Raw genomic sequence first — 22,719 nt, forward strand, 5'->3', positions numbered from 1 at the left:
CACTCGTAAGTTAACAGTGTTAACTAATAAATCAAGCTGTATGATTATTTTTCTTTGTCTGCGTTTGAAATGTTCTTATATTTGTCGCCCTTCAAGCAAGTCGGGCAATTAGCTCAGTTGGTTCAGAGCACCTCGTTTACACCGAGGGGGTCGGGGGTTCGAGTCCCTCATTGCCCACCACTACAAACCCTTTGTTTAACTTTATTTAGAGTAGAGCAGAGGGTTTTTTATTTCTATGATTTGGGGTCAAAATGTCAATAAGGAAAACTGAGTATTTGAGTTACTACCTGTTGAGCTCACAATTTAGGTTGACGGATTTAAAGAAGCATATCTTTTCATAAAACATTCAGTCAATTACCTCTCCTCTTTAATAGCAAAACCTCTAACTGTAACACTTGACCAAGTCAATCCTTCTGTAAATAACTGATAATCGAATCTAAGATTTACTACAGCATTGGCACCCCAACTTGAAGTAAGTTCGTACATTTCTTCCAAGATTGAATCCGTTTCGAATTGTTCAATTAGATAGTATTCAACTACTCCGTTATAGCTACTCTTGTTAACTTTAAATTCTTTCCCATCAATTTCATAAGTATTACTGGAAGAATTTATTTGAATAGTCATGGCCCTATTATATTGATTAAGATCTATTTCCCTAATTTCAGGGTAAAATTCCACTTCAACTATACCAATGGATTCATATTTCCCTGATGGTTTTTCTGGTGTAAATTTAAACCCATTTCTGGTATACTCTCTGAAATCTATCCCTTTATAATCGTAACCACCCTCTTGTGTTAAATCTATTGTGGTACTACATCCCGAAAAAAGAATAATTGCTATAACTACTAAAAGTCTCATTGATCGATCTCTAAGTTTATGTTCTCTTGTAATATACTTTAGATAGCCAAACAAATTGCTCATCATTTTTTTAGCTTGTTAGAATGAGATCATTATTTAAAGCAATGCTTTGTGCCATCTTGTTATTACTAACAGCAGGATGTCAGCAAGAACAAGAGCTTTCAAAACAAATTTCCGAAGCCCAAAAATTTAACCTTGATGAAGCGGCTCCTGCTGAATTAATAAGAGACAGGGATTTTTTAGTAGGGTCCATGAAAACCGTTAACAACATCGGTGCCATGGCTGTGGATGAGGAGGAAACAGTTTATGTGGTTGATGAGCTTAGAAAAAAGATCGAGGTTTTTGACGGTTCAGGAAATAATATGGGCAGTTTGGGAAGAATAGGCAGAGATCCGGGAGATTTTCAAAACCCAACCTATCTGAAAGTAAAGGGGCAGAGTTTATATGCTTATGATCAAAATTTATTCAGAACCTATAGGTACAGCCTCCCCGGCTTAGAGCTGGAAGATGTAACAGAATTGGAATTTACCGCTCGCTCGCTGGGAGTGGATTCTCTGAGTGAGGCCAGGCCTTTTGCATTTGAGGTCCTGAATGATGGTAATTTTCTTGTGGCCTTTCAGAGGGTCAATACTCCACAGGACAGGCAGCTGGTGTATTATAAAGTAGATCCTGAAGGAAAGATCATCTCAGATCAATTGCTGGCATTCAAAAATAGAAGCCTTTATGTGGATGAAGCTGTTAATCCTCCGTTGATCATCATGCTGCCTTATGAGCCGGAAACCCTCACGGCAACAGATTCCAATGGCCGGATCTATTCCGCATATTCAGATCACTTTTTGATTCATGTAGCCGACAGTTCCGGAACAAATATCGGATCCCGCTATTACCCTTTTGAAAAATATAACCTGATCAGGTCGGATGCTATTGACCTCTACAGGGATACCCATCGGCGGAGGGCTATTCGTCGGGCAAGTCTTCCTGCAACATGGCCGGCATTGGCAGCTATGAAAATAGATGATAAGGTTCGTCTTTGGATTGCTACCATTATCCCGGATCTAACCCAATATCGCTGGTTCATCCTTGCTCCCGGTGGCGAGCCCCTCGCAACTTTTGATCTGCCCCGGAATAGCAAGATCATGCTTATCAAAGATGGATATGTCTACACAAAAGCTTTTAATTCAAGAAAGTATTCCGATGAAGTACTTAGATATCAAATAAATTATTAGTTTTGAGCGATGGTTTTATGCCGTCTGATTAACATATTTATTTTACAATGATTAAGTTATTAATTCAAGACATATAAAATAATATTCATATATTTATTTATAATTATTAGCAGATAAAAAGAAAAAAGGTAATGGACATTAAATTCGTAAAACGCTCCACAGTAAAATCTTCCAAAAAAAGAACCTCAAAATTTAAACCACTTCTTGAAGCCATTGAAAAACTAAAACCGGGCGGACAGGCTGTTGAGGTAAGTTATAGCAATGAAAAGAACATCAATTCTATGCGTACGGCCGTGTATCAGTTTGGGAAGCAAAATGATTTCAAAGTAAAAAGTCGAAGAGACGCTGATAACAAAAAGATCTACTTCTACCGGGATAAGTAGAAGGTAATTAATATCTTGCCTATGGCAGCAGGCACCTCCCTCGAGGGAGGAATTTTCGTGGTGGTTTTAATTTTTTGATTCCTGATTAGCAACTCTCTCAAATTCAACAATGGAAAGTCTCCCCTTGAGGGGAGATCAATTCAAAAAGCTGTTCCTTTTTGAATTTCGTGGGGTGCTGTGACCAAAGCCTCATTTGCTTTCACTGCAATCTCACTTTATAAGATCAAGCAAATAAAATCCCTTACTCTTCTACCCCGGCCCAAACTAAATACTTATTACGGATCTCAGTTATATGCTGATCGATGGTTTCCTTTTCCCAGTCAGAGGTATCGATGGGAGGGTGGATATGTGCATTTATAGTTCCGCTTTTGGAAAGTAACGATCCGCCTAAGCTCAATTCCTGATTGCCATCGAAATAAATGGGGACGATAGGAAATCCAAGGTCGATGGCCATATGAAAAGCTCCCTTTTTGAAAGGCCCGATCACCCCGGGATGTTTTCTTGAGCCTTCCGGAGCAACCATGATGGATAGATTATCACGACGCAGACGATCATAGGTATTCTGCAATTTCGCGATCGCTTTTTTACTCTTTTTACGCTGAATAAAAACCTGACCTGTAAGATGACCCACTATAAAAAAAAGGGGATTGTACTGCAGTTCCCACTTCGCTACAAAACGGATATGAGGTAACCCAAGTGCGATCATTGTAACAAGATCGAGGGTAGAACTGTGATTAATGGTATAGATCACAGAACCTTTGACGGGTTCGCCATGTTGAATTACATTGAATTTAATTCCGAGCGTCCACAGCACGGGATAGGCAATGAAGGGGCCGAAGTTCTCCACGACATAGTTTGTGGCTTTACCAAAAGACAAGATCAAAAGAATAGCGATCATTGGAGTGGAAATAGCAAACATCAGAAAGAAGACCACTAACGCTAAAATGCTTCGGATGTATTCAACGGGTGTAAGTGATGATGCCATTTCTTTTGATAAGTTATTTTTTGAAACCGAATATAAAGGAAGCAACGGTTCGCTGAAAACCTAAAATGGATTGGCAGCTCAATTCTGTATAGCTTTGTCCGGCATAAATTTTTTTATAAATGATAGATCAGTCAAATTTGAGCATTAATATTGAACCTTTTGAGCCGGCTTGGTGGGCCTGGAATACGCATGTTCATACCGTGGTTGCTTCGCAACTCACCAGGGTAGAGAAACCTGATCACAAACGGATCGAGATCCCAACCCCGGATAATGATTTCCTCGAAATTGATGTTTGCAGAGTTGATACTGAGAAGCCTGTGGTTGCACTTTTTCATGGTTTGGAAGGTTCCACAGATCGGCATTATATAGCTAATTTAATGGGAAAGCTGGAAGAAAATGGGTTCTCATCGGTAGCTTTAAATTTCCGTGGCTGCGGAAGCCGGATGAATGATCAGCGCCGATTCTACCATTCCGGTGAAACACAGGATTATCGTACTTTCTTTCAATGGATCAACAGGGAATTTCCGGATCGGGATCTCTATGCAGTTGGCTATTCCCTGGGTGCTAACGCACTGGTAAAGTATTTAGGTGAAGAGGGAAAGCAAAGTTTAGTGAAGCGGGCAGTAGCTGTTTCTCCGCCTTATGACCTGAAAGAAGGATCCCTCCGTATGCAGCAAGGGTTTAACCGAATCTACGAGATCCGTTTTCTGAAAACACTGGTTGAAAAACTGGAGTTAAAACGGGATAAATTTCCGGACTTGCCCAGTTTCCATGGAAACACGATCTATGATTTTGATGATCAGGTTACAGCCAGGCTTCACAATTTCAGCGGGGCCGATGATTACTATCACCAATGTTCGAGCAAGCATTTTTATGGAGAGGTGAAAACAGATCTGTTAGTCATCCATAGCAAGGAAGACACGCTCTGTCCTATAGAATTTGCTCCGGTTTCAGTGATGCAGGATAATCATCATATCCTAACTCATTTTACTGATGAAGGCGGACATGTTGGGTTTTTGAGTTCTGATCCGGGATGGTTGTACAGGGTGATTTTGCAATGGCTGGAAAGATGAGAAGGGCTATACTCACAAGGTTGTCATTTCGAACGTAGTGTAGTGAGTAAAAACGAACGAAACGAAGCTGAGAAATCTAAAGAGGTTAAAAAGGCGCATTTTTGTATTCAACCCCACAGATTTCTCCGCTACACTCGTTCACCCTTATGGTGTTCACTCTTTCCGGTCGAAATGACAAAGCTGGTGTATAGTTTTTATCTTTGATATCTACCTCTATTTGTTATCAAATTATCAAACATCTACTGGGAGAAAACACCTAGAAAAGCATGAAGTTAAAACTTAATAACTAAACCATTACTCAGCTCATAGGTCCACTGAGGGATATCGATGATCGGGTTGGCATCATAGGAAGCCACAAAACTTATCGACAATGCTATTCTCTTGCTTAGATCCATTTTTAGCTTTGATTCAAGAATAGAACGGGCTTCAAAAAACTGAGCGGGACGGGCCTGATAGTATCCAACCAATAAAAAAGTAGCGTCATCACTGATCTTTCCATTCAGACGGATGTTACTGGTGGTTTTTACATACTCATTTTCGATGGAAGGTTCACTTGCAAGTTGCCATTCCTCAAATTCATACATCAGTGCAGTGGAAATACTTGCCTGCCAGGAGTCTGACCGGTAAAAACGGTATTTGATACCGGCACCGCCAAGTGCACGATGATTCAACCCAAGATTGTTGTTGTACTGATATTGGGTAAAGAATTCCGGAGAGAGTTTTTCATTTCGTAACAAGGTTGAGCGAAGGTGTACATATCCACTGCTGATCAGGGAATTTCCATCCAGGTTCACAAACTTCAGGCTGTTGAGAAGCATGTAAGCGTTCCGCTCTGTGAAATAGGAAAGATTGGATTCGTTGGTGAATTCGAAAACCTGCTCATTATATCGGTTCAGAGAGAGGTCGAACTCCAGCTCACCATGCCACCCGGCTGAGTCGGCATTGGCACGGACACTTTCCACATTCAAAAGCTGGGCATGAACAGGGGCGGAAAAAAGAAGGGATACAAATAGAAGGGATGGAACAAATATACGCATGTACTGAATATTAGGCGATTATTCTGGGTTTGTTGAAAGGTACAACATCAAGAATTGTTCCCAAATCGTTCGATCAGATCATTCCATATAAATACAAACGATTCGTATCTTCAGGCTGTTAATTCAACTCACTTACTCAAATTTATAACAACATAAATTCACATGGTTATCATTATTGGTGCAGGTCCTATTGGGCTTGCCACCGGAATTGCCCTTCAAGAGAAAAACATACCCTTTAAAATTATTGAACGCGGTTGTTTGGTGAATTCACTCTTTCACTATCCCACCAACATGACCTTCTTTTCAACCTCAGATAAACTCGAGATCGGCAATATTCCCTTTATTTCACACGGCCCTAAACCTACCCGAGCTGAGGCACTGGAGTATTATCGTCGTGTGGCAGAACACTATAAGCTACCGATCAATTTATATGAAACAGTTGATACGGTTACAGGGGAAGATGGCAACTTTACTGTGAAAACAGATAAGGATACCTACAAAGCCGAGAAAGTGATCGTGGCTTCCGGATTTTATGGGAAACCGAATATGATGGGAGTTCCGGGTGAGGACCTTCCAAAAGTGAAGCATTATTATGATGAACCTCATCCATATGCATGGCAAAAAGTGCTGGTGATAGGCGGCGGTAACTCAGGTGTGGATGTAGCGCTCGAATGCTGGAGAGGCGGAGCCGAAGTAACGATGTTGCTAAAATATGATACCATCAAGCCGACGGTAAAATACTGGGTGAAACCGGATATTGAGAATCGGATCAAAAACGGAGAGATCCCCGCGTATTTCAACTCAGAAGTGAAGGAGATCCGCGAGAAGGAAGTGGTCATTAAAACCCCGGATGGAGAAGTGACGATAGAAAATGACTTTGTGCTCGCCATGACCGGTTACCACCCCAATTATGAGCTTATGGAGAGCCTGAATATTGAACTTACCGAAGATGAAAAATGCATGCCCATATATGATGAAGATAGCCTGGAGACTCAACGCAAAGGCATGTACGTAGCCGGAGTGGTTTGTGGAGGAATGGATACCAGCAGCCTGTTCATAGAAAATTCCCGCATCCATGCCGAGCAGATAGCAACTCATGTTGAGAAGAATTTGGGATAATGCGTTAATTTTAAATGTTAAGTGTTAAATGGTAGCTGTTCATTTAACACTTAACATTTACTTATCTAATCCCCAAGTCGTCATCCTGAGCGAAGCGAAGGACCTTGCCTATAGTGGAGCAAGAGATGATCGATATTCTGTTCGAAATTATTAGTCTTAAATAGGCAGGATTCTTCGGGAGTACCCACAGAATGACTTGTGGTGGGCTGTAAGTAGTTTTTATATTTTGTTGACTGACACCCTCCGCCTCCCTCAAGGGAGGACTCTCCGAATATTGAACAGAGGAATATTCGATATTGAATGCAGAAGTGATCAACACACTTCGATATTCAGTGTTCTCGTCCTCAATATTCGATATTCTGCAGTCTCCCCTTGAGGGCAGATCAATCAATTCAGTTGTTCCTGAATTGATTTCGTGGGGTGTGGTAGCCAAGGCCTCCCAAAACAAAAAAAGGCGCTTCAAAGAAGCGCCTTTTAAATCAGCGAAATCAGTGCAATCACAAAAATCTGTGATCAAAAAGACCAAGTAAGCTGAAACAGGAAATTAGTCCCGGCCTGTGGATAGTAATAATTGAAGTTCACCGGCTCCCCTGCTTGTAACCAGCCGAAGGTATAACCGTTGGTCTCATACTCGTGGTCGAAGATGTTATTCACCTGCAATGTTGCTGTGATTCCCTTCAGCAGATCGATCCCATCCAGTGCATAACTCAACCTGAGATCATTCACAAAATACGGATCGATGGAACGGCTTTCGGTTTGGGTGTTATCCAGGTACTGACGTGATACATACTTACTGATCAGCTCTGCATTCAACCCACCGGACTGATATCCAATGATCCCGTTACCGATCACCGAAGGAGAAAAGGCAATATCGGTATCCTCGTACACTGTTTCCTGCTGACCAAGATAGTTGAAGCTGGCATCATACTGATCAGTGAACTGCGTGTATTCGGTGATCTTGTTCTGGCTGAAGGTTGCATTCGCTGACACACTAAGGTTCTGCGAAAGACTCACACCGGCCTGAAGCTCGAGTCCAACCCGATAACTTTCATCGACATTTTCACGAACGATCTCACCCACATCATTGATCGCTCCGGTAGGAACCAGCTGATCGCGATAGTACATGCCGTACACATTAGCGCCCACATAATAACGGCTGAAATCACCACGATACCCGGCTTCAACATTGTATAATCTCTCGGGATCAGGACGGCTTTCGGGCGATGAATCCACATACTCATCACGGGTAGGCTCCTTGTTACCGATCGCGAAAGAAGCATAAATGCGTTGCTGCTCCGGAAGCTGGTATACAAAGCCAAACTTGGGATTAAAGAACAGCAGATCATCGGTTTGCTGAAGAGCTACGAGACTGTCTCTCACGGTACTTCCCGCGCTGCGAACAAAGCCGTTCCCGAGAAATTCGTAATCAACTCCCCGCACCTGCAGATCCACATAAGAATTCAGGTTTTCCGTGAGCTGATACTGAATTTTTCCATAGAGATTGTAGTCCTTTTTGATACCATCATTATCATAATAACGGTCTTCGTTTTCACTGTCCCCTGCATAACGAGCCCAGATCACCTCTCCGAAATGAGCTCCGTCATAATAATTGTACCCACCGCCTAATGTTACATTCCAGGTATCATTCGGGGTGAATTTCGTGGAGAAGATAGTGCCGTAGAAATCATTGTCGAGCCAGCGGCGACGGACGAGATCTGTTTCAGAAGGAGTAGATGGAAGGATCGGTTCAATGTCATAATCGGCCAGGTCTTCATCAGCTTTATATTCCTCATAATATCCAAATCCTTTGGTATAGAAAGCGGATATGTTAGCATTCCATTGCTCGGTGAGCTGATAAGAATAATGCAGCTGATAATAGTTCTGCTGGTAGTTATCGACCTGATCTTCATAGGGCTCACCAAGTTTTTCTGTTCCGGCCTCGTTGAAGGTGCGGTTATCCTCAAGTATGCTTTCTTCAATGCCATACCAGGCCTGATAGGTACGTTCTCGTCCTGAAAAGACATCCGCTCTCAGCAGGCTGCGTTCTCCGTGTCGGGCAGCCGAAAGGAAATAGGAATCCAGGTCAGAACTTGCCCGATCGATGAATCCATCAGAATCGATCTTGGAAAGGCGGCCTTCGAATTGCCATCCATTTTCCATCAGACCTGAGCCTAACTTCACGTTATATTTTTGCGTGTTGAAGGAGCCAACTCCGGTATTGATCTCCCCAAACGGCTCCACCCGGGAAGAACTGGTTTGAAGATTGATGGTGCCTCCAAAAGCAGCAGCTCCGTTCGTGGATGTTCCCACTCCGCGCTGTATCTGAATATTCTCGGTAGATGATGACAGGTCCGGCAGGTTCACCCAAAACACAGCATGTGATTCAGCATCATTGACAGGAATTCCGTTGATCGTCACGTTGATGCGAGCCGGGTCAACCCCACGGATGCGAATACCGGTGTAACCGATGCCTGCACCTGCGTCAGAAGTAGTAGTAACCGATGGCGTGCTTTGCAGCAAGTAGGGCACATCTTGTCCCAGATTCCGCCGGTCGATCTCCTCTCGCTCTATGTTGGTATAGGTGATGGGGGACGTCTCGTCGGCACGGGTGGCGCTTACGAAAACATCATCCCCGATGTAGGTTTCCGGAAACATAAAGAGTTCACCCGTTTTATTAGGGACGGTTAGATCGACTTCAAGATCTTTATATCCGAGATAGGTGATGAGCAAAGCTCGTTGTCCGTTTTCGGAAAGACGGATCTCGAATGAGCCGTCATCTTCAGTAACAACCCCGCGGGAAGTGCCCATTTGTCGGACGGCTGCCCCGACCAGCGGTTGTTTGGATTGAGCATCAAGTACGGTACCGGAGATGGTCTGCGCCTGAATTTCGGTAGTGAAGAGTAGTGGTAGTGTGAATAGAAAAGCCGCTAAAAACGACTTTTTAAGTAAAGAATTAAACATGAATTCCTCCATTTGAAACTTAGATTAATGGAGGAGGTTAACTTGCGTAACTGTGCGGTAAACAGGTTTCCCTACGCCGGTATTATCCGGTTCAGGTATCAGGGTGTAATCTCAGCCCGCTATGCAAGCACCCCCAACCTTGGTTGTGAGCTGACAAGATAAGAGGCTTAGGAATATCGAACAAGGAACATTCAACATTGAATGCAGAAGTTTAACGACACACTTCAAAAATCGCCCCCCAAAAGTCGTCATCCTGAGCGAACAGGGGTTGAATGTAGGGTTGGGAGGTTTGCCGCGAAGGATATCAATGGTTGATCTGGCAGGTAGCTTAACCTTTGAGATCCCTCGTGGTCAATAGCATTGTCCCTGTCTGCTTGGTACGCACTCGGGATGACGACGGAGGTTGTAGAACTACTCCCAACTTCAAAAATCCATTATTGAAAACTACCCGCCGGGAATCCATCTTTCCGCTTAATAGCGGGGTGATGGATGGCTTTGGGTTCCTGTTTCGCAACCCGGTCCAACGTACATCACAGTTCAACCACACCTTAGCGGTCATCCGCCCAATCTCCCGGAACGAACACCCGAATATGATTAGCTGGTATCTGGCTGGAAATCCTTTGATTCGAAATTACCTTTGCTATTTTTATCTAAGTTAGATAGATATATTTGAACGCCTGTTATCTTAAATCAAACAAATTGACCTCAAAAGCTAAACTTAAAAAATGAACTCAAAATTTAGCTGGCAAAACAAGATCCTGATATTCTTAGTAGGAGTTATAGCGATCATCCTGATCTATGCCAAGATCTTCATGTGGGGAATGGGCTATTTTGAAGGGCAACAGGTTACCTTGGCCCAATCCATTCAGGTGGTCGTGGAATCGTTGACGACAAGCGGGTACGGCGGCTTTGCTCCCTGGGAAAGTGATTTCATGAATTATTTTATCTTATGGATGAACTTCACCGGACTTGCCCTGCTTTTCATTGCCTTTCCGGTCTTTTTCATTCCTTCACTTAAAAATGTGATGAGCAGAGATATCCCGCGAAAGATCAATAAGCAAGATCATGTGATCATCTGCGATTATTCCTCATACACCGAAGCACTGATCGAGGAGCTGAATTCAAGAAATAAGGATTATGTGATCATTGAGGATGAGGAGGAAAAGGCCAAAGGGTTGATGGAAACAGGATTCAATGTGATGCTGGGTGATCCGGAACAAAAAGAGATCCTGGAAGCCGCCTGTATTGATAAGGCGACAGCGGTGGTCATTCATACTGATATCTACAAAAACATCAGTACAATTTTTACAGTCAAGAATATCGAGACAAACGCTAAGGTTATTGCAATCCTGAGAGATGAGAACATGAAGGTGTATTACGACCTGGCCGGGGCTGATATCACTATTGCGCCACGACAATTGGTGGGAAAAACACTTGCTGAACAAATTCCGGCTGTTTCAATAAACGACAGTGTGGAAATTGACAATAATCTGGAGATCGTTGAGATCGATATACAGGATGGAAGTGAACTTTGTGATCAGGTGATCGGTAAAACGGATCTTCTGAAACAGTATAATATCAACATTATTGGGGCTTGGGTGAAAGGTGAATTTCAAAGTCCGGTGCATATAGATCTTGAATTGAGTTCCAATACCCGGCTTCTTGTGGCAGGCTTTTCCGAAGAGCTTGAGAACCTTACCAAAAAAGCGGTAGCCAAAACAAGAGATTTTACCCGCAATGAGGTTCTGATCCTGGGATATGGACAATCCGGGCAGGCCGTGGCAGAAGTACTTAGAAATACGAGTGTATCGGTCAAGGTCGTAGATATTGAGGACAAAGAAGGAGTAGATATCATTGGTGATGTGCGTGAACCTAAAGTACTCAGTGAATTGGGAGTAGAAGATGCTTCGGCTATCATTATCACGATCAGGGATGATACTGCTGCTTTGTTCGCCACACTTATGTCGCGAAATAAAAACCGCCAGGCTAATATCATTGTGAGGGCGAATGATAAAGGTGATGTTCAAAAGCTCTATCAGGCAGGAGCCGACTATGTACAGTCGCTGGCTACGGTAAGCGGTCGGATGCTGGCTTCCTGTATTTTCGAGGATGAGACCTCCATAGCTGCAAACAAGCAGATCAACTTGATACAGCTTCCGGTGGGTTCATTGGCAGGGAAAACCCTTGCTGGAGCCGACGTACGTGCCCAAACCGGATGTACAATATTGGTGGTGATCAGGGGTGATGAAAGATTCCCAAAGGTAGATCCAAATGACTTTGTGTTCCGGGATGGCGATGAGGTGATCCTTGCCGGTACCGACGAAAGCACACAGGAGTTTGAAAGACGGTATCTGAATTAGGTGTGGCAATTTTGCCCCAAATTAGAAGCGTCGTTAAAAACTTTCACACGTGTTTTCGAAAGCTATTTCATTTTAAAAATTGCACCTCACCGTTCGCTGAGTGCAGATCACTTCCCCATTAGTCGTCATCCTGAGCGAAGCGGGGATGAATGTAGGTTTGGGGAGTATACCGCGAAGGATCTCAGTGTATGCTCTGGCAGGTAGTTTGAATCTTAAGATCCCTCGTGTTCACCGGTATTACCCCTGGCCAACGGGTACGCACACGGGATGACGACGGAGGTTGTAGAACAACTCCCAACTTCAAAAATCCATTATTGAAAATTACCCGCCGGGAATCCATCTTTCCGCTGAATAGCGGGGTGATGGATGGATTTGGGTTCCTGTTTCGAAATTCGATCCATCAGTTTAACCATGCCTCAGCGACCATCTGCCAAATCTGTGTCATCTGCGTTCCATTCGTTAGTCCAAAAACAGGGCTGAACCCCATGCTTGTGTACCGGAAGGCTGTTTTGCTTGTGGCAACTTGGTCACCCTGTAGGCAGGCCTAAAGGCAGCCTGCTCCGAGCATTCGGAGCTTGTTTATATCCTAGTCATTCCTTCATAAATCGGTCCATCGTCCATCGTCCATCGCAATTCAATCCCACCTCCACGATCATCCTCAGAATCCGCTTTATCCGCGTTCCATTCGTTAGTCCAAAAACAGGGCTGAACCCCATGCTTGTGTACCGGAAGGCTGTTTTGCTTGTGGCAACTTGGTCACCCTTAGGCAGGCCTAAAGGCAGCCTGCTCCGAGCATTCGGAGCTTGTTTATATCCTAGTCATTCCTTCATAAATCGGTCCATCGTCCATCGTCCATCGTCCATCGCAATTCAATCCCACCTCTGCGATCATCCGCAGAATCCGCTTTATCCGCGTTCCATTCGTTAGTTTTATTCCCAAAAAATCGATCATCACATATCGCAAATCAATTTGCCTCAAAACCCGAATTTTATATATTGAATGACTTACAAAAAGGAGAAAACATGGACGATGAAAATATAGTCAGAGAAGAATTAGTAGAGTGGATCTCAAAGCCGGGGAATGAAGATCTGCTGGAAACGCTGAAGCTTATGAAAGAAGCAGAGCAGACGGAAGGAGATTGGTATGATGGTTTGACCAAAGAAGAAAAAGAGTCCATAAAAAAAGGGCAAGAAGATCATGAAAAGGGAAGAACATTAAGCAGCCGGGAATTTTGGGATAAGCATGGCTGAGCGAAAGCAATTAGTATGGTCGCTTGAGTCGTCAAATAAGATCCGGGATATCAAAGCATATCTTTTAGAGGAATGGAGTGAAACAGAAGTCAATAGTTTTTTGCTAAAGCTGAAGAAGTTTGAAAATCGTATAAGTTACTTTCCAAAGCTATACCCTTCATCGTTGAAATTTCCCCATTTTAGAAAGGCTGTTATTTCAAAACATCAATCGGTTATTTATGAAATTGGCGAGGAAACTATAAAGGTGATAACTATTCTGGATAACCGTCAAAAGAATTAAGGTTGCAAATTTTAAACGTTAAATGAAGTATTAATTCATTATTGAAAATTACCCGCCGGGAATCCATCTTTCCGCTGAATAGCGGGGTGATGGATGGCTTTGGGTTCCTGTTTCGCAATTCGATCCATCAGTTCAACCATGCCTCAGCGACAATCTGCCAAATCTGCCTCATCCGCGTTCCATTCGTTAATCCAAAATACAGAATGAATTCCTCGCTGAAGTAAAGGATGGCTTGGTTGCCAATTTACCTAAAACCTTGAACCCAACTCAAAACTAAACACTCAAAACTCAAAACTAAAATTGCCCCTAACTTTCCATGTTGTTAAAATAAGTCCATGAGTAGTGATGAAAATACAACCACCTTCACCCTTTTTGTGGATATTGACGGCGTACTGAATACGGAGGCGCATCTGCGGAAGCAGGCAAGGGATACGGGAAGGTCCAGCAATAAGAATTGGTGTCCGACGGCAATGGCGCATCTGAAGCTGCTGGTGGAGTATTACAACGGACAGATCGTGGTGAGTTCCACCTGGCGGTACGACCATTCCCTCCGACAGCTAAAGGAATTGTTCGAGACCAATGGGCTGCCGGGGAAATATGTGGTTGGCGTCACACCTTCCCTGATCTACGAAAACTCCGGAAATGTAAACCGCGGGGATGAGATCCGCCGCTGGATCTCCGAGCACCTGTACACCGAAGAGGTCCCCAGGTATGCCATCCTGGATGATATGGACGAAGGACTAAGCCAATTCGGCGAGCGCTTTATCCAGTGCGACCCCAAGGTCGGCTTCGCCGATAAGGAAAAGGTGAAGAGGATGGCGGGGTTGGTTTAAAATATTAACCCACTTCGCAAATCGGTCCATCGCACATCTTCCATCGCATTTCAACCTTGATCCTCGTTCCGAAGGTCCATCTTTGGAATGCATTCCCGGAAGCTCCGGCTTCCCGTTACTGCTATTGATAGATTGACCTTGGTCGCGTTCCTTCGCCTCGCCCCACACGCTCTGCGTTGGGGCGTACTTTTTGCAACTTTCCGGCGCCCCTATTGACCTCTGGCTACAATCGTGTTCCTTGTTCTTTTGTGCCGACAAAAGAACCAAAAGCTCTCGTCTGCGAAAAAAGAGCTAAAGCTGTCTCCATTTCACTAAAAGAAATCAATGCTCCATCACCGGGCTTGCCTGAAAGTTAAGTGCCATGCGGTATGATTTCTTTCTTAACGCTGCATTCCGTCATCTTCTTCACGCTCTTTTTTCTAAGGCCGATTATCTGATACAGAAGCCTTAACAATAAAGAAATTTGTAGAACTGGTTTAGGGAAGTTGAATGTGGTTAAGGTAGTTGTCTAAGGTTTCTTCGGTTTGGAAATGGAGTGTTTCATCAGATGAATTATCGAAAAAATCATCCAGCTTTTGTTTTGAAGGGAAGAGACGGAATGAAGTTCCTTTGTAGTTGTAGAGATAGAAAATTCCCTCGCTGTGATCATTGAAGACTAACAACTCCTCGATCGTTTTGTTTGGAGTTAGATACTCGAAGTTGATTTGTTTGATCCTGTTCATATTATTAACTGGCTAAGATATTTCTAAGACCTTCGACACTTAAGGTATCCACTTTTCTATGAAGCATTCGGTGGCAGTTTGAGCAAACCAATGCCAAGTCTTTTAGAGTGGTAGTCGTTGAAGTTGAGAATTCAGAAAGAGGTGTACGGTGGTGGCATTCAATGTATTTGTAGCCAAGCTGACCATATTTTTGGTAGAAATCGAAGGTACATGCTTCGCAGGGTAACCGGCCTAGTCGTTGAAATTCCCTTTCTTTTTTTCGTTTGATGATATCGGAGTCTCTTTCCCTGTATTTGTGAAGCTTATAGATGACGGTTCCTTCACGTATTTCAAAAGCTCGGTCGTCTTCCTCATTGATCTTGTAGAGTTCTATAGCCAGGTCAAGATCTTGGCTAACGGCACGTATTCGTTCAGCAATTTTGTGCAATCTATCTGTGTCAGATTCAAACTCGTCAAATACTTGTTTATCAAGCTTCCCATAATTTTCCATTCCTTTACCCGAATAAGAAGGGTCAAAAGCTTTGAAGTTATTCAATTTTAAGTTCACCCCATTTGGATTCCGAAACTTTACCTCATCTGGTCTTATATCATGAATAGGAAGTCGATTCAATAACTTAGACAGTTCAATAATATCAGGGTGTGAGCTGGTCATCTTACTTGAATCCATCCTAAAATATAGATCAAGTGCTAAAATTATTTCATCTCTATGCCATTTGGGGTTTCGCAAAATCCTTTATAATTGAGATATAAGTTAAATTGATTATGTTAGCAGTATATTCAATTTTCTAAACAAATTATGTCCGGATTTACAAATGGCTATTAAATTTGAAAACAGAGAATACACTGAATTACTTAAAATTATTAGCGCACTTTCAAGATTATTTAGCGAAGGGAAAGCCCCGTATATGAATTATCGAATAGCGGAGAATATTTTTTGCAGAGCTTTTGGAGCAAAAAATTTAGCGCGAAAAGATTCTTCCTATGATGCCACAATAGATGAGATAGGGGTTGGCTTAAAAACATTTTTACTTAAAAGTGATAATAGTTTGGAAAAAGTTGCTGAATTTAATTCAATTTCATCAACTTTAAGAGAGTTGAAAGGGAAGAAATTAGCAATTGAAGTAGCAAAGGCGAGAAATAGTAGAATAAATTCGGCTCTAAGATTATACAATGTAAAAGAAGCGATATATCATTGTGTAGGAAGAAAAGATGGGGTTCTGGAAGTTTTTGAAAATGATTACTTAAAAGTAGATTTAGGTAATATTAAAATGCTGAAATCAACAAATAGCAATATTGTGAAGTTTGAAGATCAGCATTATGAGTACTCTTATAATATTTCTAAATCGACTTTATATAAGCGTTTTACTGTCGGGGAATCTTCTAAAATTGAAATAGAAATAGTTGATGATCCATTTGAATTACTGCTAAACTTAAAAGATGATTTATTTAAAAAGGAAGAAGCAGAGAGTTTTGATTATGTTGTTCTTCCATTGTATTCTACTCAAAGTAAAAGCAGAGAAGTAGCTGAAAAAAGTGGGCTAAATCAATGGAATGCAGGAGGCCGTCAAAGAGATTATGGAGAGGTTTATATCCCAAATCCTGCAGATATAAGAAATAAATATCCTGATTTTTTTCCTTCTCGAGACACACCTTTCAAGCTTGAAATACCTACTGGCGAAATATTTGAAGCGAAAATTTGCCAACAAGATTCAAAAGCATTGATGACAAATCCTAATAAAGCTTTAAGTGAATGGTTACTAAGAACTATTTTGAATTTAAAGGAAGGTAAATTGGCAACCCGAGAGCATCTAGATTACCTTGGTGTTGATTCAGTAATAGTCACAAAAAAAGAAAAAGATTACTATACAATAGATGTTATGCCAGTAGGTAGTTATGAAAAATTCATTGATCCAGAACGAAGTATTCAGGCAACTTGATATTCAACATTGTCTTGAAATTTATAGTCAAGTGATTTCCCAATAGATTCAGCTATAAGTTGAATCACATCAACCGTAACCATGTTTCCTGCCTGTTTATATAGTTGAGCATCACCTCTTAAATCTGGTAGCTTAATTTCAGGAAACCCTTGAACACGAAAGCACTCTTTTGGGGTTAGTTTTCTTATTCCCGATTTATCCTTAATAAGTGGAACATTATGCCCGCCAGTTCCCATATTAGCAGTTAGGGTCGGAAACTCATTGCTTTTATTTTTCCTGACATATTTACGTCTCCATTGATATGTTGTATCAGGTGAAGTAACGGCTTCCTTGATTTGATTAAACATTTTATATCGATCATCATAATAAAATCTGTCATCCACCTTTTCATTACTAAGCATTTCCTGAATATGCTTTTTTGATTTACACTTTTTAGGTGGAAATAAATCTTGAAAAACATCACCGGCATTTTTTTCGTCTTTAATGAGTTCATTCCATCTATTCTCATCCTTAAAACAAACCATGAAGGTCCTTTCTCTGTTTTGTGGAATGTCTGTTACTTCAGAAGTATTTATAACTTCGACAAAGAAAGAGTAGCCTCTTTTTCTTATCTCCTTTTCTACAACTTTTATGGTTTTACCATTATCATGTGTGCTGAAATTTTTGACATTTTCTAAAAAAAGAACTTTTGGCTTATGTCCTATTTCTTCAAACTCATCCACAAGTCTCATGATTTCGAAAAATAATTCACCTCTTTCATCCTGAAACCCCTTTCTATAACCAGCAATTGAAAAAGCTTGACAAGGAAAACCTCCTGTTAAAACATCAACAGGTTGAAGCTCAGAAGCTTTTAGGTCATAAATACTTTTTTCAAATAATCGATGATCGTGGTTTTCGCGATAGGTCTCACAAGCATATTTGTCATTCTCATTTGCCCAAAGAACTCTAAACTTTCCAGTTCTCTCAAAACCCAATTCAATTCCTCCAACTCCTGAAAATAAACCGCCGACTGTATACATAGCTATTCTTTTATTATTTCTAAATAAAGGTTTTCAAGTCTTTCCAAAGAATCATCTTTTTTCAGCTTACACTCCCAAAATGTAATTACTTTCCAGCCCATTTTTTTTAGTTTTTTCCTATTAGCTTTATCTCTTTCCTTATTACCGTAAATTTTATTTTCCCAATAATCTATATTTGATTTAGGCATCTTAAAATGCTCACAATCTTCATGCCCGTGCCAAAAACAACCATGGACGTTAACTACAGTTTTATATTTAGTGAGTTTAATATCAGGTTTACCTGGCAAATCTTTTGCATGCAGACTGAATCGAAGGCCTTTTCTATGTAAGAACTTTCTTACAATTAACTCAGGCTTTGTATCCTTAGAACGTATTTGACTCATATTATAACTTCGAGTCTTTGGTTCGTGAACGTCAGTCATATTTATATATTTGTTTACTAAAGTGTATAATTCTTATGCCACTATCACAAATATACTCACAGTTCTTTTGCTATTCATTTCAGCCTATGAATAAAATATACAGAGGTAGTGACAATTATCGTCACCCTTAAATCAATTATTCCCAATAACCCCAACAAACCCCTATCTTAACCCATCAATCATCACCCAAAAATTTTTGCTCCATGAAATTCCGAAATGCTGTTGCTGTTCTGATCCCACTGCTGATGCTTCTTTCTTCCTGTGCCTCTGAAAATGAGTCGGCCGATACGATGTCTGATATTTCCTCTATGGATGTGCAGTCGCATATCAGCTTCCTGGCGAGTGATGAAATGAAAGGGCGCGAGACCGGAACGGCGGAGGAAGCCAAAGCAGCGAATTACATCGCGGACTATTTCCGGGAATACAGACTGGACCCGGCCGGAGAGGAAGAGACCTATTTTCAGTCTTTCACCGTGAATATGTCTATCCTTGAAAATCCCCATGCCGCCGACTCCGGTTCTGCCGGTGATAAAAGAATGGCTAAAAATGTAGCGGGCTTGCTTCAGGGAACCGGAGACTCGGAGGAGCTGATCATCATCGGGGCCCATTACGATCATCTGGGATTGGGTAAATTTGGCTCGCTCAGCAGCAGCGATTCTACCATCCACAACGGCGCCGATGACAATGCTTCGGGCACGGCCGGACTCCTGGAGCTGGCGGAGTTTTTTTCTGAAAATCGCCCCGAAACCGATCTGCTTTTCCTTGCTTTTTCCGGGGAGGAAATGGGATTGCTGGGCTCTCAGTATTACGTAGAAAACCCAACGGTGGATATGGAGAATACGCTGGCTATGATCAATATGGATATGATCGGGCGAATGAATAACGACCGGATGATGATCTTCGGCGTAGCTACCACGGAGGCCTGGGAACCCATCCTCACGGAAGCCAACACCGATTCCCTGGACCTGGATCTCGTTCCCGATGGAACCGGCGCCAGCGATCACACGAGTTTCTATTACAAGGACATCCCGGTCCTGCACTACTTCACCGACACCCATGCCGATTATCACCGCCCTTCGGATGATACGGAGTGGATCAATGCAGAAGGTCAGGCCCGACTGCTGCAACACGTAGCCCGTGTCATCCAGCGCCTGGATGCCATGGATAAAGAGGAATTGGCTTTTGTGGAAGCTCCCGGCGAGCAGCGACAGTCCATGTCCATGGACGGCCCCACTTTAGGTGTGCTTCCGGATTATGGTTTTGATGGCGAAGGATTTCGTATCACCGGCGTAAGCAACGGTGGCGCGGCCGAACGCGGCGGACTCGAAGGCGGAGATGTCATCATCAGGATCGGAGAGATGGAGATCGAGGATATCTACAGCTACATGGGCGCCCTGAATGAACTTGAGCGGGGAACAACGGTCCCGGTTACGGTGGTTCGGGATGGGGAGGAGCTAGTTTTTGATCTGGAGCTTTAGGGGTTCAATGAATACCAAACCTTAACAGTCGTCATCCTGAGCGAAGCGGGGCTGAATGCAGGTTTGGGAGGTTTGTCGCGAAGGATCACAGTGTATGCTCTGGCAGGCAGTTCGAACTTTGAGATCCCTCGTGTTCAATGCTACTGCCCTTGGCTATTTGGCACGCACTCGGGATGACGACGGAAGGGAGTGTATTTTTAAGTAAGGCTTTGTTTGCTCTTTATATCCCAGTCCCCCAAAGTCGTCATCCTGAGCGAAGTGGGGCTGAATGCAGGTTTGGGAAGTATGTCGCGAAGGATCTCAGTGTATGCTCTGGCAGACAGTTCGAACCTTGAGATCCCTCGTGTTAAATGGCATTGCCTCTGGCTACCTGGTACGCACTCGGGATGACGACTGTTGTGGCCGCCAAGGCCTCATCTGCCTTCACTACCACGGCCACTCCAAAAATCGCTAATAACCGTTCGCTAATCGCATATCAATAAACCTAAAAACCTCCAACGATCGGCAAAGTCAACGAGGTCCCATCCAGATCCACCGTCAGTTCGGTGCCGGGTTGTGGATGCAGGGTGTATTCCTGATCACTTGAAAAGATCATAAGTCCAAGTTGCTGCCCCGGCGGAATGACCTGATCATCGGGCTGAAGATCAAAAGTGATGGTGTAGAAGGTTCCGGGCTCGAGTGCTTCGCTTTCAGTCAGCGATGCATGGTTCTGCGGATCGGCCCAGCCCCGGGTGATGATGTTATCGGTGATCTGAGCGCTACGGCCTTCTTCCCAAGGCAGAGCCACCAGCCAAACCGAGAGATTTGCCGCCGGCTTGCTGCTCGCCAGCTTCACCGTGATGGAAGGCACTCCGGAGATATGGAGGGAATCGGAAAGTGGTTCACTCACATACATCAGGCGATGATTGGTCCAGTTGGCCTTGGCCAGAGCCGTTCCGTCAAAAGAGACATTATCTATGAAGGATTCAGTTCCCACACCCCTGGTTCTTTCCGTTGAAAGCGTGCCTCGTTCTGGTGCATTTCCGGAGAGGTAGAAGGTTACATCTTGTGCTGCCGGGTGGGGATAATCCGGATAAGACGTTGGCTGGTCACGCTCGTCATCTTCGCGGGTGATCCATGATCGAGGCAGATCCTCAACCCCATTCTCCACATCAAAGAGATATCGGGTAAACCACATATTCATCAGCCACAGAGGGGGCTGCCCGCCATGTCCGCCCTGATGATAGTAGATCATGCTTGGCACCCCTTTTTCCTTCAATGCCTTGTAAATGCGGTAGCTGTGTTCGGGCATCACATTCCAGTCGTTGAAGGCATGCGCCATCAGCACGGGTGCATTCAAGTTCTCCATCTCATTTAGGTAATCACGTCCGGCCCAAAAATCATTATAATCCCCGGTCTTGCGATCGATGCCATTTGCGATGATGGAATCTCTGTAAACACGACGATTGTGCTCACGGTATTCTTCAGCACCACTGTGAATGAAATCAAAAAGCACATCCACATCTTCACCCAGGTAGCCACCCGGCGAGCGCACCAACCCATTGGAGCGGTAATAGTGATAATAAGACGTATTTGGTGCTACAGGAATGATGGCTTCCAGTCCTTCCACTCCGGTGGTGGCAGCAGCTAATGGCAGTGTGCCGTTATAGGATGTTCCGGTCATCCCAACCTGACCGGTGGTCCAGTTAGCTTCTACTTTTTCATCGCCATCAGGGGAGGTATATCCATTGGCACGACCGTTCAGCCACTCTATGACAGCCTTTGGAGCCAGCGATTCATTCTCGCCGCCCACGGTAGGAGATCCCTGTGACAGTCCGGTTCCGGGAGAACTGGAGTGTACCACTATAAATCCGCGGGGTACCCATGTTCTGATATGGGAGTTGGAGATAATCGGTCGATTTCCCCGGCGTTCTACTTCCGGCCCTTCTGTTCGCACCGGAGGCTCTTCCCCAATCTCATGCTCCACATTCCAGAAAAAATCATAGGGTGGACGTGCCGTGCCTGAATAATAGGGACTGGTCTCATATATAACCGGCAGCTTCAGGTTCCCGGATTCAGTTTGCTGAGGACGCGTAACGGATACATGCATACGATCCGGTTTACCATTGCCATCGGTATCAAATTCTGTCTCAACCCAGAGGTCGTGACGGATCCAGTTTTCGGGATCTTCAAATTCAGGGATGATCTGAGCCTGCCCGTCTTCAATTACGGGTACCTGAATATCTTGTGCTGTGAGCCCCGAAACAAAGATCAAAGCAAATACAGAAAGCCAAAGTGAGAATCTGGAAAATGATCGCATGGAAAAAATATTAGTTAAGATATGATGGAAAGTAACAGATAATAGATTTGAGTGTTGGAAAAAGTTTTGAGCTTAGGGTAAAACAAAGCTTTTATACTCGCCAAAGGTGCCACTCTGATCAATATCCAATAGCCCCTAAAGTCGTCATCCTGAGCGAAGCAGGGTTGAATGTAGGTTTGGGAGGTTTGCCGCGAAGGATATCAAAGGTTGACCTGGCAAGTAGTGCAAACCTTGAGATCCCTCGTTTTCAAGGGCATTACCCCTGGCTACTTGGTACGCACTCGGGATGACGACGGAGGCGAGTGTATTAGTTAAGTAAGGCCTTGTTTGTTCTTTTAGTTCTATCCCCCTAAAGTCGTCATCCTGAGCGAAGTGGAGTTGAATGTAGGTTTGGAAGGTTTGCCGCGAAGGATATCAAAGGTTGACCTGGCAAGTAGTGCAAACCTTGAGATCCCTCGTGTTCAATGGTTTTGCCCC

20 protein-coding genes, 1 tRNA gene and 1 riboswitch are annotated in these 22,719 nt (G+C 43.4%); of the genes, 12 read left to right on the forward strand and 9 right to left on the reverse strand.

All coding sequences use genetic code 11. The annotated features are described in order from the left end of the window. The first annotated feature begins 102 nt into the window (after window positions 1-102). Window positions 103-180 (forward strand) — tRNA-Val (locus ACFSVN_RS02610). A gap of 174 nt (window positions 181-354) precedes the next feature. Here ACFSVN_RS02610 and ACFSVN_RS02615 read toward each other — a convergent pair. Then, on the reverse strand, window positions 355-858 hold the full coding sequence (locus ACFSVN_RS02615) for a heavy metal-binding domain-containing protein (RefSeq protein ID WP_390298177.1): 504 nt from the start codon (window positions 856-858) through the stop codon (window positions 355-357). 83 nt (window positions 859-941) lie between these two features. Here ACFSVN_RS02615 and ACFSVN_RS02620 point away from each other — a divergent pair, with 83 nt between their 5' ends. Both ACFSVN_RS02620 and ACFSVN_RS02625 read left to right on the forward strand, forming a co-directional pair. Further along, window positions 942-2,084 carry a 6-bladed beta-propeller gene (locus ACFSVN_RS02620; protein WP_390298179.1) on the forward strand — a complete coding sequence of 381 codons (1,143 nt, stop codon included), beginning with the start codon at window positions 942-944 and terminating at the stop codon, window positions 2,082-2,084. Between the two features lie 131 nt (window positions 2,085-2,215). Further along, window positions 2,216-2,467: a hypothetical protein gene (locus tag ACFSVN_RS02625; protein ID WP_390298182.1), complete on the forward strand. Its 252-nt coding sequence runs from the start codon at window positions 2,216-2,218 to the stop codon at window positions 2,465-2,467. Window positions 2,468-2,708: 241 nt separating this feature from the next. Here the strand turns inward: ACFSVN_RS02625 and ACFSVN_RS02630 are convergent, their stop codons facing one another. Continuing rightward, window positions 2,709-3,452, reverse strand: coding sequence for a lysophospholipid acyltransferase family protein (locus ACFSVN_RS02630; RefSeq protein ID WP_390298185.1), 744 nt, complete (start codon window positions 3,450-3,452; stop codon window positions 2,709-2,711). 137 nt (window positions 3,453-3,589) lie between these two features. On the opposite strand from ACFSVN_RS02630, the gene ACFSVN_RS02635 reads away from it, so the two are divergent. After that, window positions 3,590-4,525: a YheT family hydrolase gene (locus tag ACFSVN_RS02635; protein ID WP_390298188.1), complete on the forward strand. Its 936-nt coding sequence runs from the start codon at window positions 3,590-3,592 to the stop codon at window positions 4,523-4,525. A gap of 272 nt (window positions 4,526-4,797) precedes the next feature. Here the strand turns inward: ACFSVN_RS02635 and ACFSVN_RS02640 are convergent, their stop codons facing one another. Beyond that, window positions 4,798-5,562, reverse strand: coding sequence for a DUF481 domain-containing protein (locus ACFSVN_RS02640; protein WP_390298191.1), 765 nt, complete (start codon window positions 5,560-5,562; stop codon window positions 4,798-4,800). A 162-nt stretch (window positions 5,563-5,724) separates the two neighbouring features. On the opposite strand from ACFSVN_RS02640, the gene ACFSVN_RS02645 reads away from it, so the two are divergent. Continuing rightward, window positions 5,725-6,681, forward strand: a complete 957-nt coding sequence (locus tag ACFSVN_RS02645; protein ID WP_390298194.1) for a YpdA family putative bacillithiol disulfide reductase — start codon at window positions 5,725-5,727, stop codon at window positions 6,679-6,681. A 513-nt stretch (window positions 6,682-7,194) separates the two neighbouring features. Here the strand turns inward: ACFSVN_RS02645 and ACFSVN_RS02650 are convergent. Further along, window positions 7,195-9,642 carry a TonB-dependent receptor gene (locus ACFSVN_RS02650; protein ID WP_390298197.1) on the reverse strand — a complete coding sequence of 816 codons (2,448 nt, stop codon included), beginning with the start codon at window positions 9,640-9,642 and terminating at the stop codon, window positions 7,195-7,197. A gap of 51 nt (window positions 9,643-9,693) precedes the next feature. Then, a riboswitch (TPP riboswitch) is annotated at window positions 9,694-9,787 on the reverse strand. A gap of 580 nt (window positions 9,788-10,367) precedes the next feature. On the opposite strand from ACFSVN_RS02650, the gene ACFSVN_RS02655 reads away from it, so the two are divergent. The 4 genes from ACFSVN_RS02655 to ACFSVN_RS02670 all read left to right on the forward strand — a co-directional run bounded on the left by ACFSVN_RS02655 (window position 10,368) and on the right by ACFSVN_RS02670 (window position 14,365). Beyond that, window positions 10,368-12,002 carry a potassium channel family protein gene (locus ACFSVN_RS02655; RefSeq protein WP_390298200.1) on the forward strand — a complete coding sequence of 545 codons (1,635 nt, stop codon included), beginning with the start codon at window positions 10,368-10,370 and terminating at the stop codon, window positions 12,000-12,002. A gap of 1,022 nt (window positions 12,003-13,024) precedes the next feature. After that, window positions 13,025-13,252 carry a hypothetical protein gene (locus ACFSVN_RS02660; RefSeq protein WP_390298203.1) on the forward strand — a complete coding sequence of 76 codons (228 nt, stop codon included), beginning with the start codon at window positions 13,025-13,027 and terminating at the stop codon, window positions 13,250-13,252. Then, on the forward strand, window positions 13,245-13,532 hold the full coding sequence (locus ACFSVN_RS02665) for a type II toxin-antitoxin system RelE/ParE family toxin (protein ID WP_390298206.1): 288 nt from the start codon (window positions 13,245-13,247) through the stop codon (window positions 13,530-13,532). The genes ACFSVN_RS02660 and ACFSVN_RS02665 overlap by 8 nt, the downstream gene beginning before the upstream one ends. 335 nt (window positions 13,533-13,867) lie before the next feature. Further along, on the forward strand, window positions 13,868-14,365 hold the full coding sequence (locus tag ACFSVN_RS02670; protein WP_390298209.1) for an HAD domain-containing protein: 498 nt from the start codon (window positions 13,868-13,870) through the stop codon (window positions 14,363-14,365). Window positions 14,366-14,841: 476 nt separating this feature from the next. Here the strand turns inward: ACFSVN_RS02670 and ACFSVN_RS02675 are convergent, their stop codons facing one another. Both ACFSVN_RS02675 and ACFSVN_RS02680 read right to left on the reverse strand, forming a co-directional pair. Continuing rightward, window positions 14,842-15,087, reverse strand: coding sequence for a hypothetical protein (locus ACFSVN_RS02675; RefSeq protein ID WP_390298212.1), 246 nt, complete (start codon window positions 15,085-15,087; stop codon window positions 14,842-14,844). Window positions 15,088-15,091: 4 nt separating this feature from the next. After that, window positions 15,092-15,739, reverse strand: a complete 648-nt coding sequence (locus ACFSVN_RS02680; RefSeq protein ID WP_390298215.1) for an HNH endonuclease — start codon at window positions 15,737-15,739, stop codon at window positions 15,092-15,094. Between the two features lie 160 nt (window positions 15,740-15,899). On the opposite strand from ACFSVN_RS02680, the gene ACFSVN_RS02685 reads away from it, so the two are divergent. Further along, on the forward strand, window positions 15,900-17,024 hold the full coding sequence (locus ACFSVN_RS02685) for a phospholipase D-like domain-containing protein (protein WP_390298218.1): 1,125 nt from the start codon (window positions 15,900-15,902) through the stop codon (window positions 17,022-17,024). Here the strand turns inward: ACFSVN_RS02685 and dcm are convergent. Beyond that, window positions 17,012-18,043 (reverse strand): DNA (cytosine-5-)-methyltransferase, encoded by a 1,032-nt coding sequence (gene dcm / locus ACFSVN_RS02690; RefSeq protein ID WP_390298222.1) that lies wholly within the window; start codon window positions 18,041-18,043, stop codon window positions 17,012-17,014. The genes ACFSVN_RS02685 and dcm overlap by 13 nt on opposite strands. A gap of 2 nt (window positions 18,044-18,045) precedes the next feature. Then, entirely contained in the window at window positions 18,046-18,465 is a 420-nt protein-coding gene (locus tag ACFSVN_RS02695; protein ID WP_390298225.1) for a very short patch repair endonuclease, read from the reverse strand. Between the two features lie 203 nt (window positions 18,466-18,668). On the opposite strand from ACFSVN_RS02695, the gene ACFSVN_RS02700 reads away from it, so the two are divergent. Continuing rightward, window positions 18,669-19,943: a M28 family peptidase gene (locus tag ACFSVN_RS02700; protein ID WP_390298228.1), complete on the forward strand. Its 1,275-nt coding sequence runs from the start codon at window positions 18,669-18,671 to the stop codon at window positions 19,941-19,943. Between the two features lie 484 nt (window positions 19,944-20,427). Here ACFSVN_RS02700 and ACFSVN_RS02705 read toward each other — a convergent pair whose 3' ends face one another. Beyond that, entirely contained in the window at window positions 20,428-22,242 is a 1,815-nt protein-coding gene (locus ACFSVN_RS02705) for a Xaa-Pro dipeptidyl-peptidase (RefSeq protein ID WP_390298230.1), read from the reverse strand. 47 nt (window positions 22,243-22,289) lie between these two features. Here ACFSVN_RS02705 and ACFSVN_RS02710 point away from each other — a divergent pair, with 47 nt between their 5' ends. Next, the gene (locus tag ACFSVN_RS02710; protein ID WP_390298233.1) at window positions 22,290-22,532 is read left to right on the forward strand and encodes a hypothetical protein; all 243 of its coding nucleotides are present in this window, start codon (window positions 22,290-22,292) and stop codon (window positions 22,530-22,532) included. Window positions 22,533-22,719 lie beyond the last annotated feature (187 nt).

Source organism: Gracilimonas halophila, from assembly GCF_042684365.1.
Taxonomy (GTDB): domain Bacteria; phylum Bacteroidota; class Rhodothermia; order Balneolales; family Balneolaceae; genus Gracilimonas; species Gracilimonas halophila.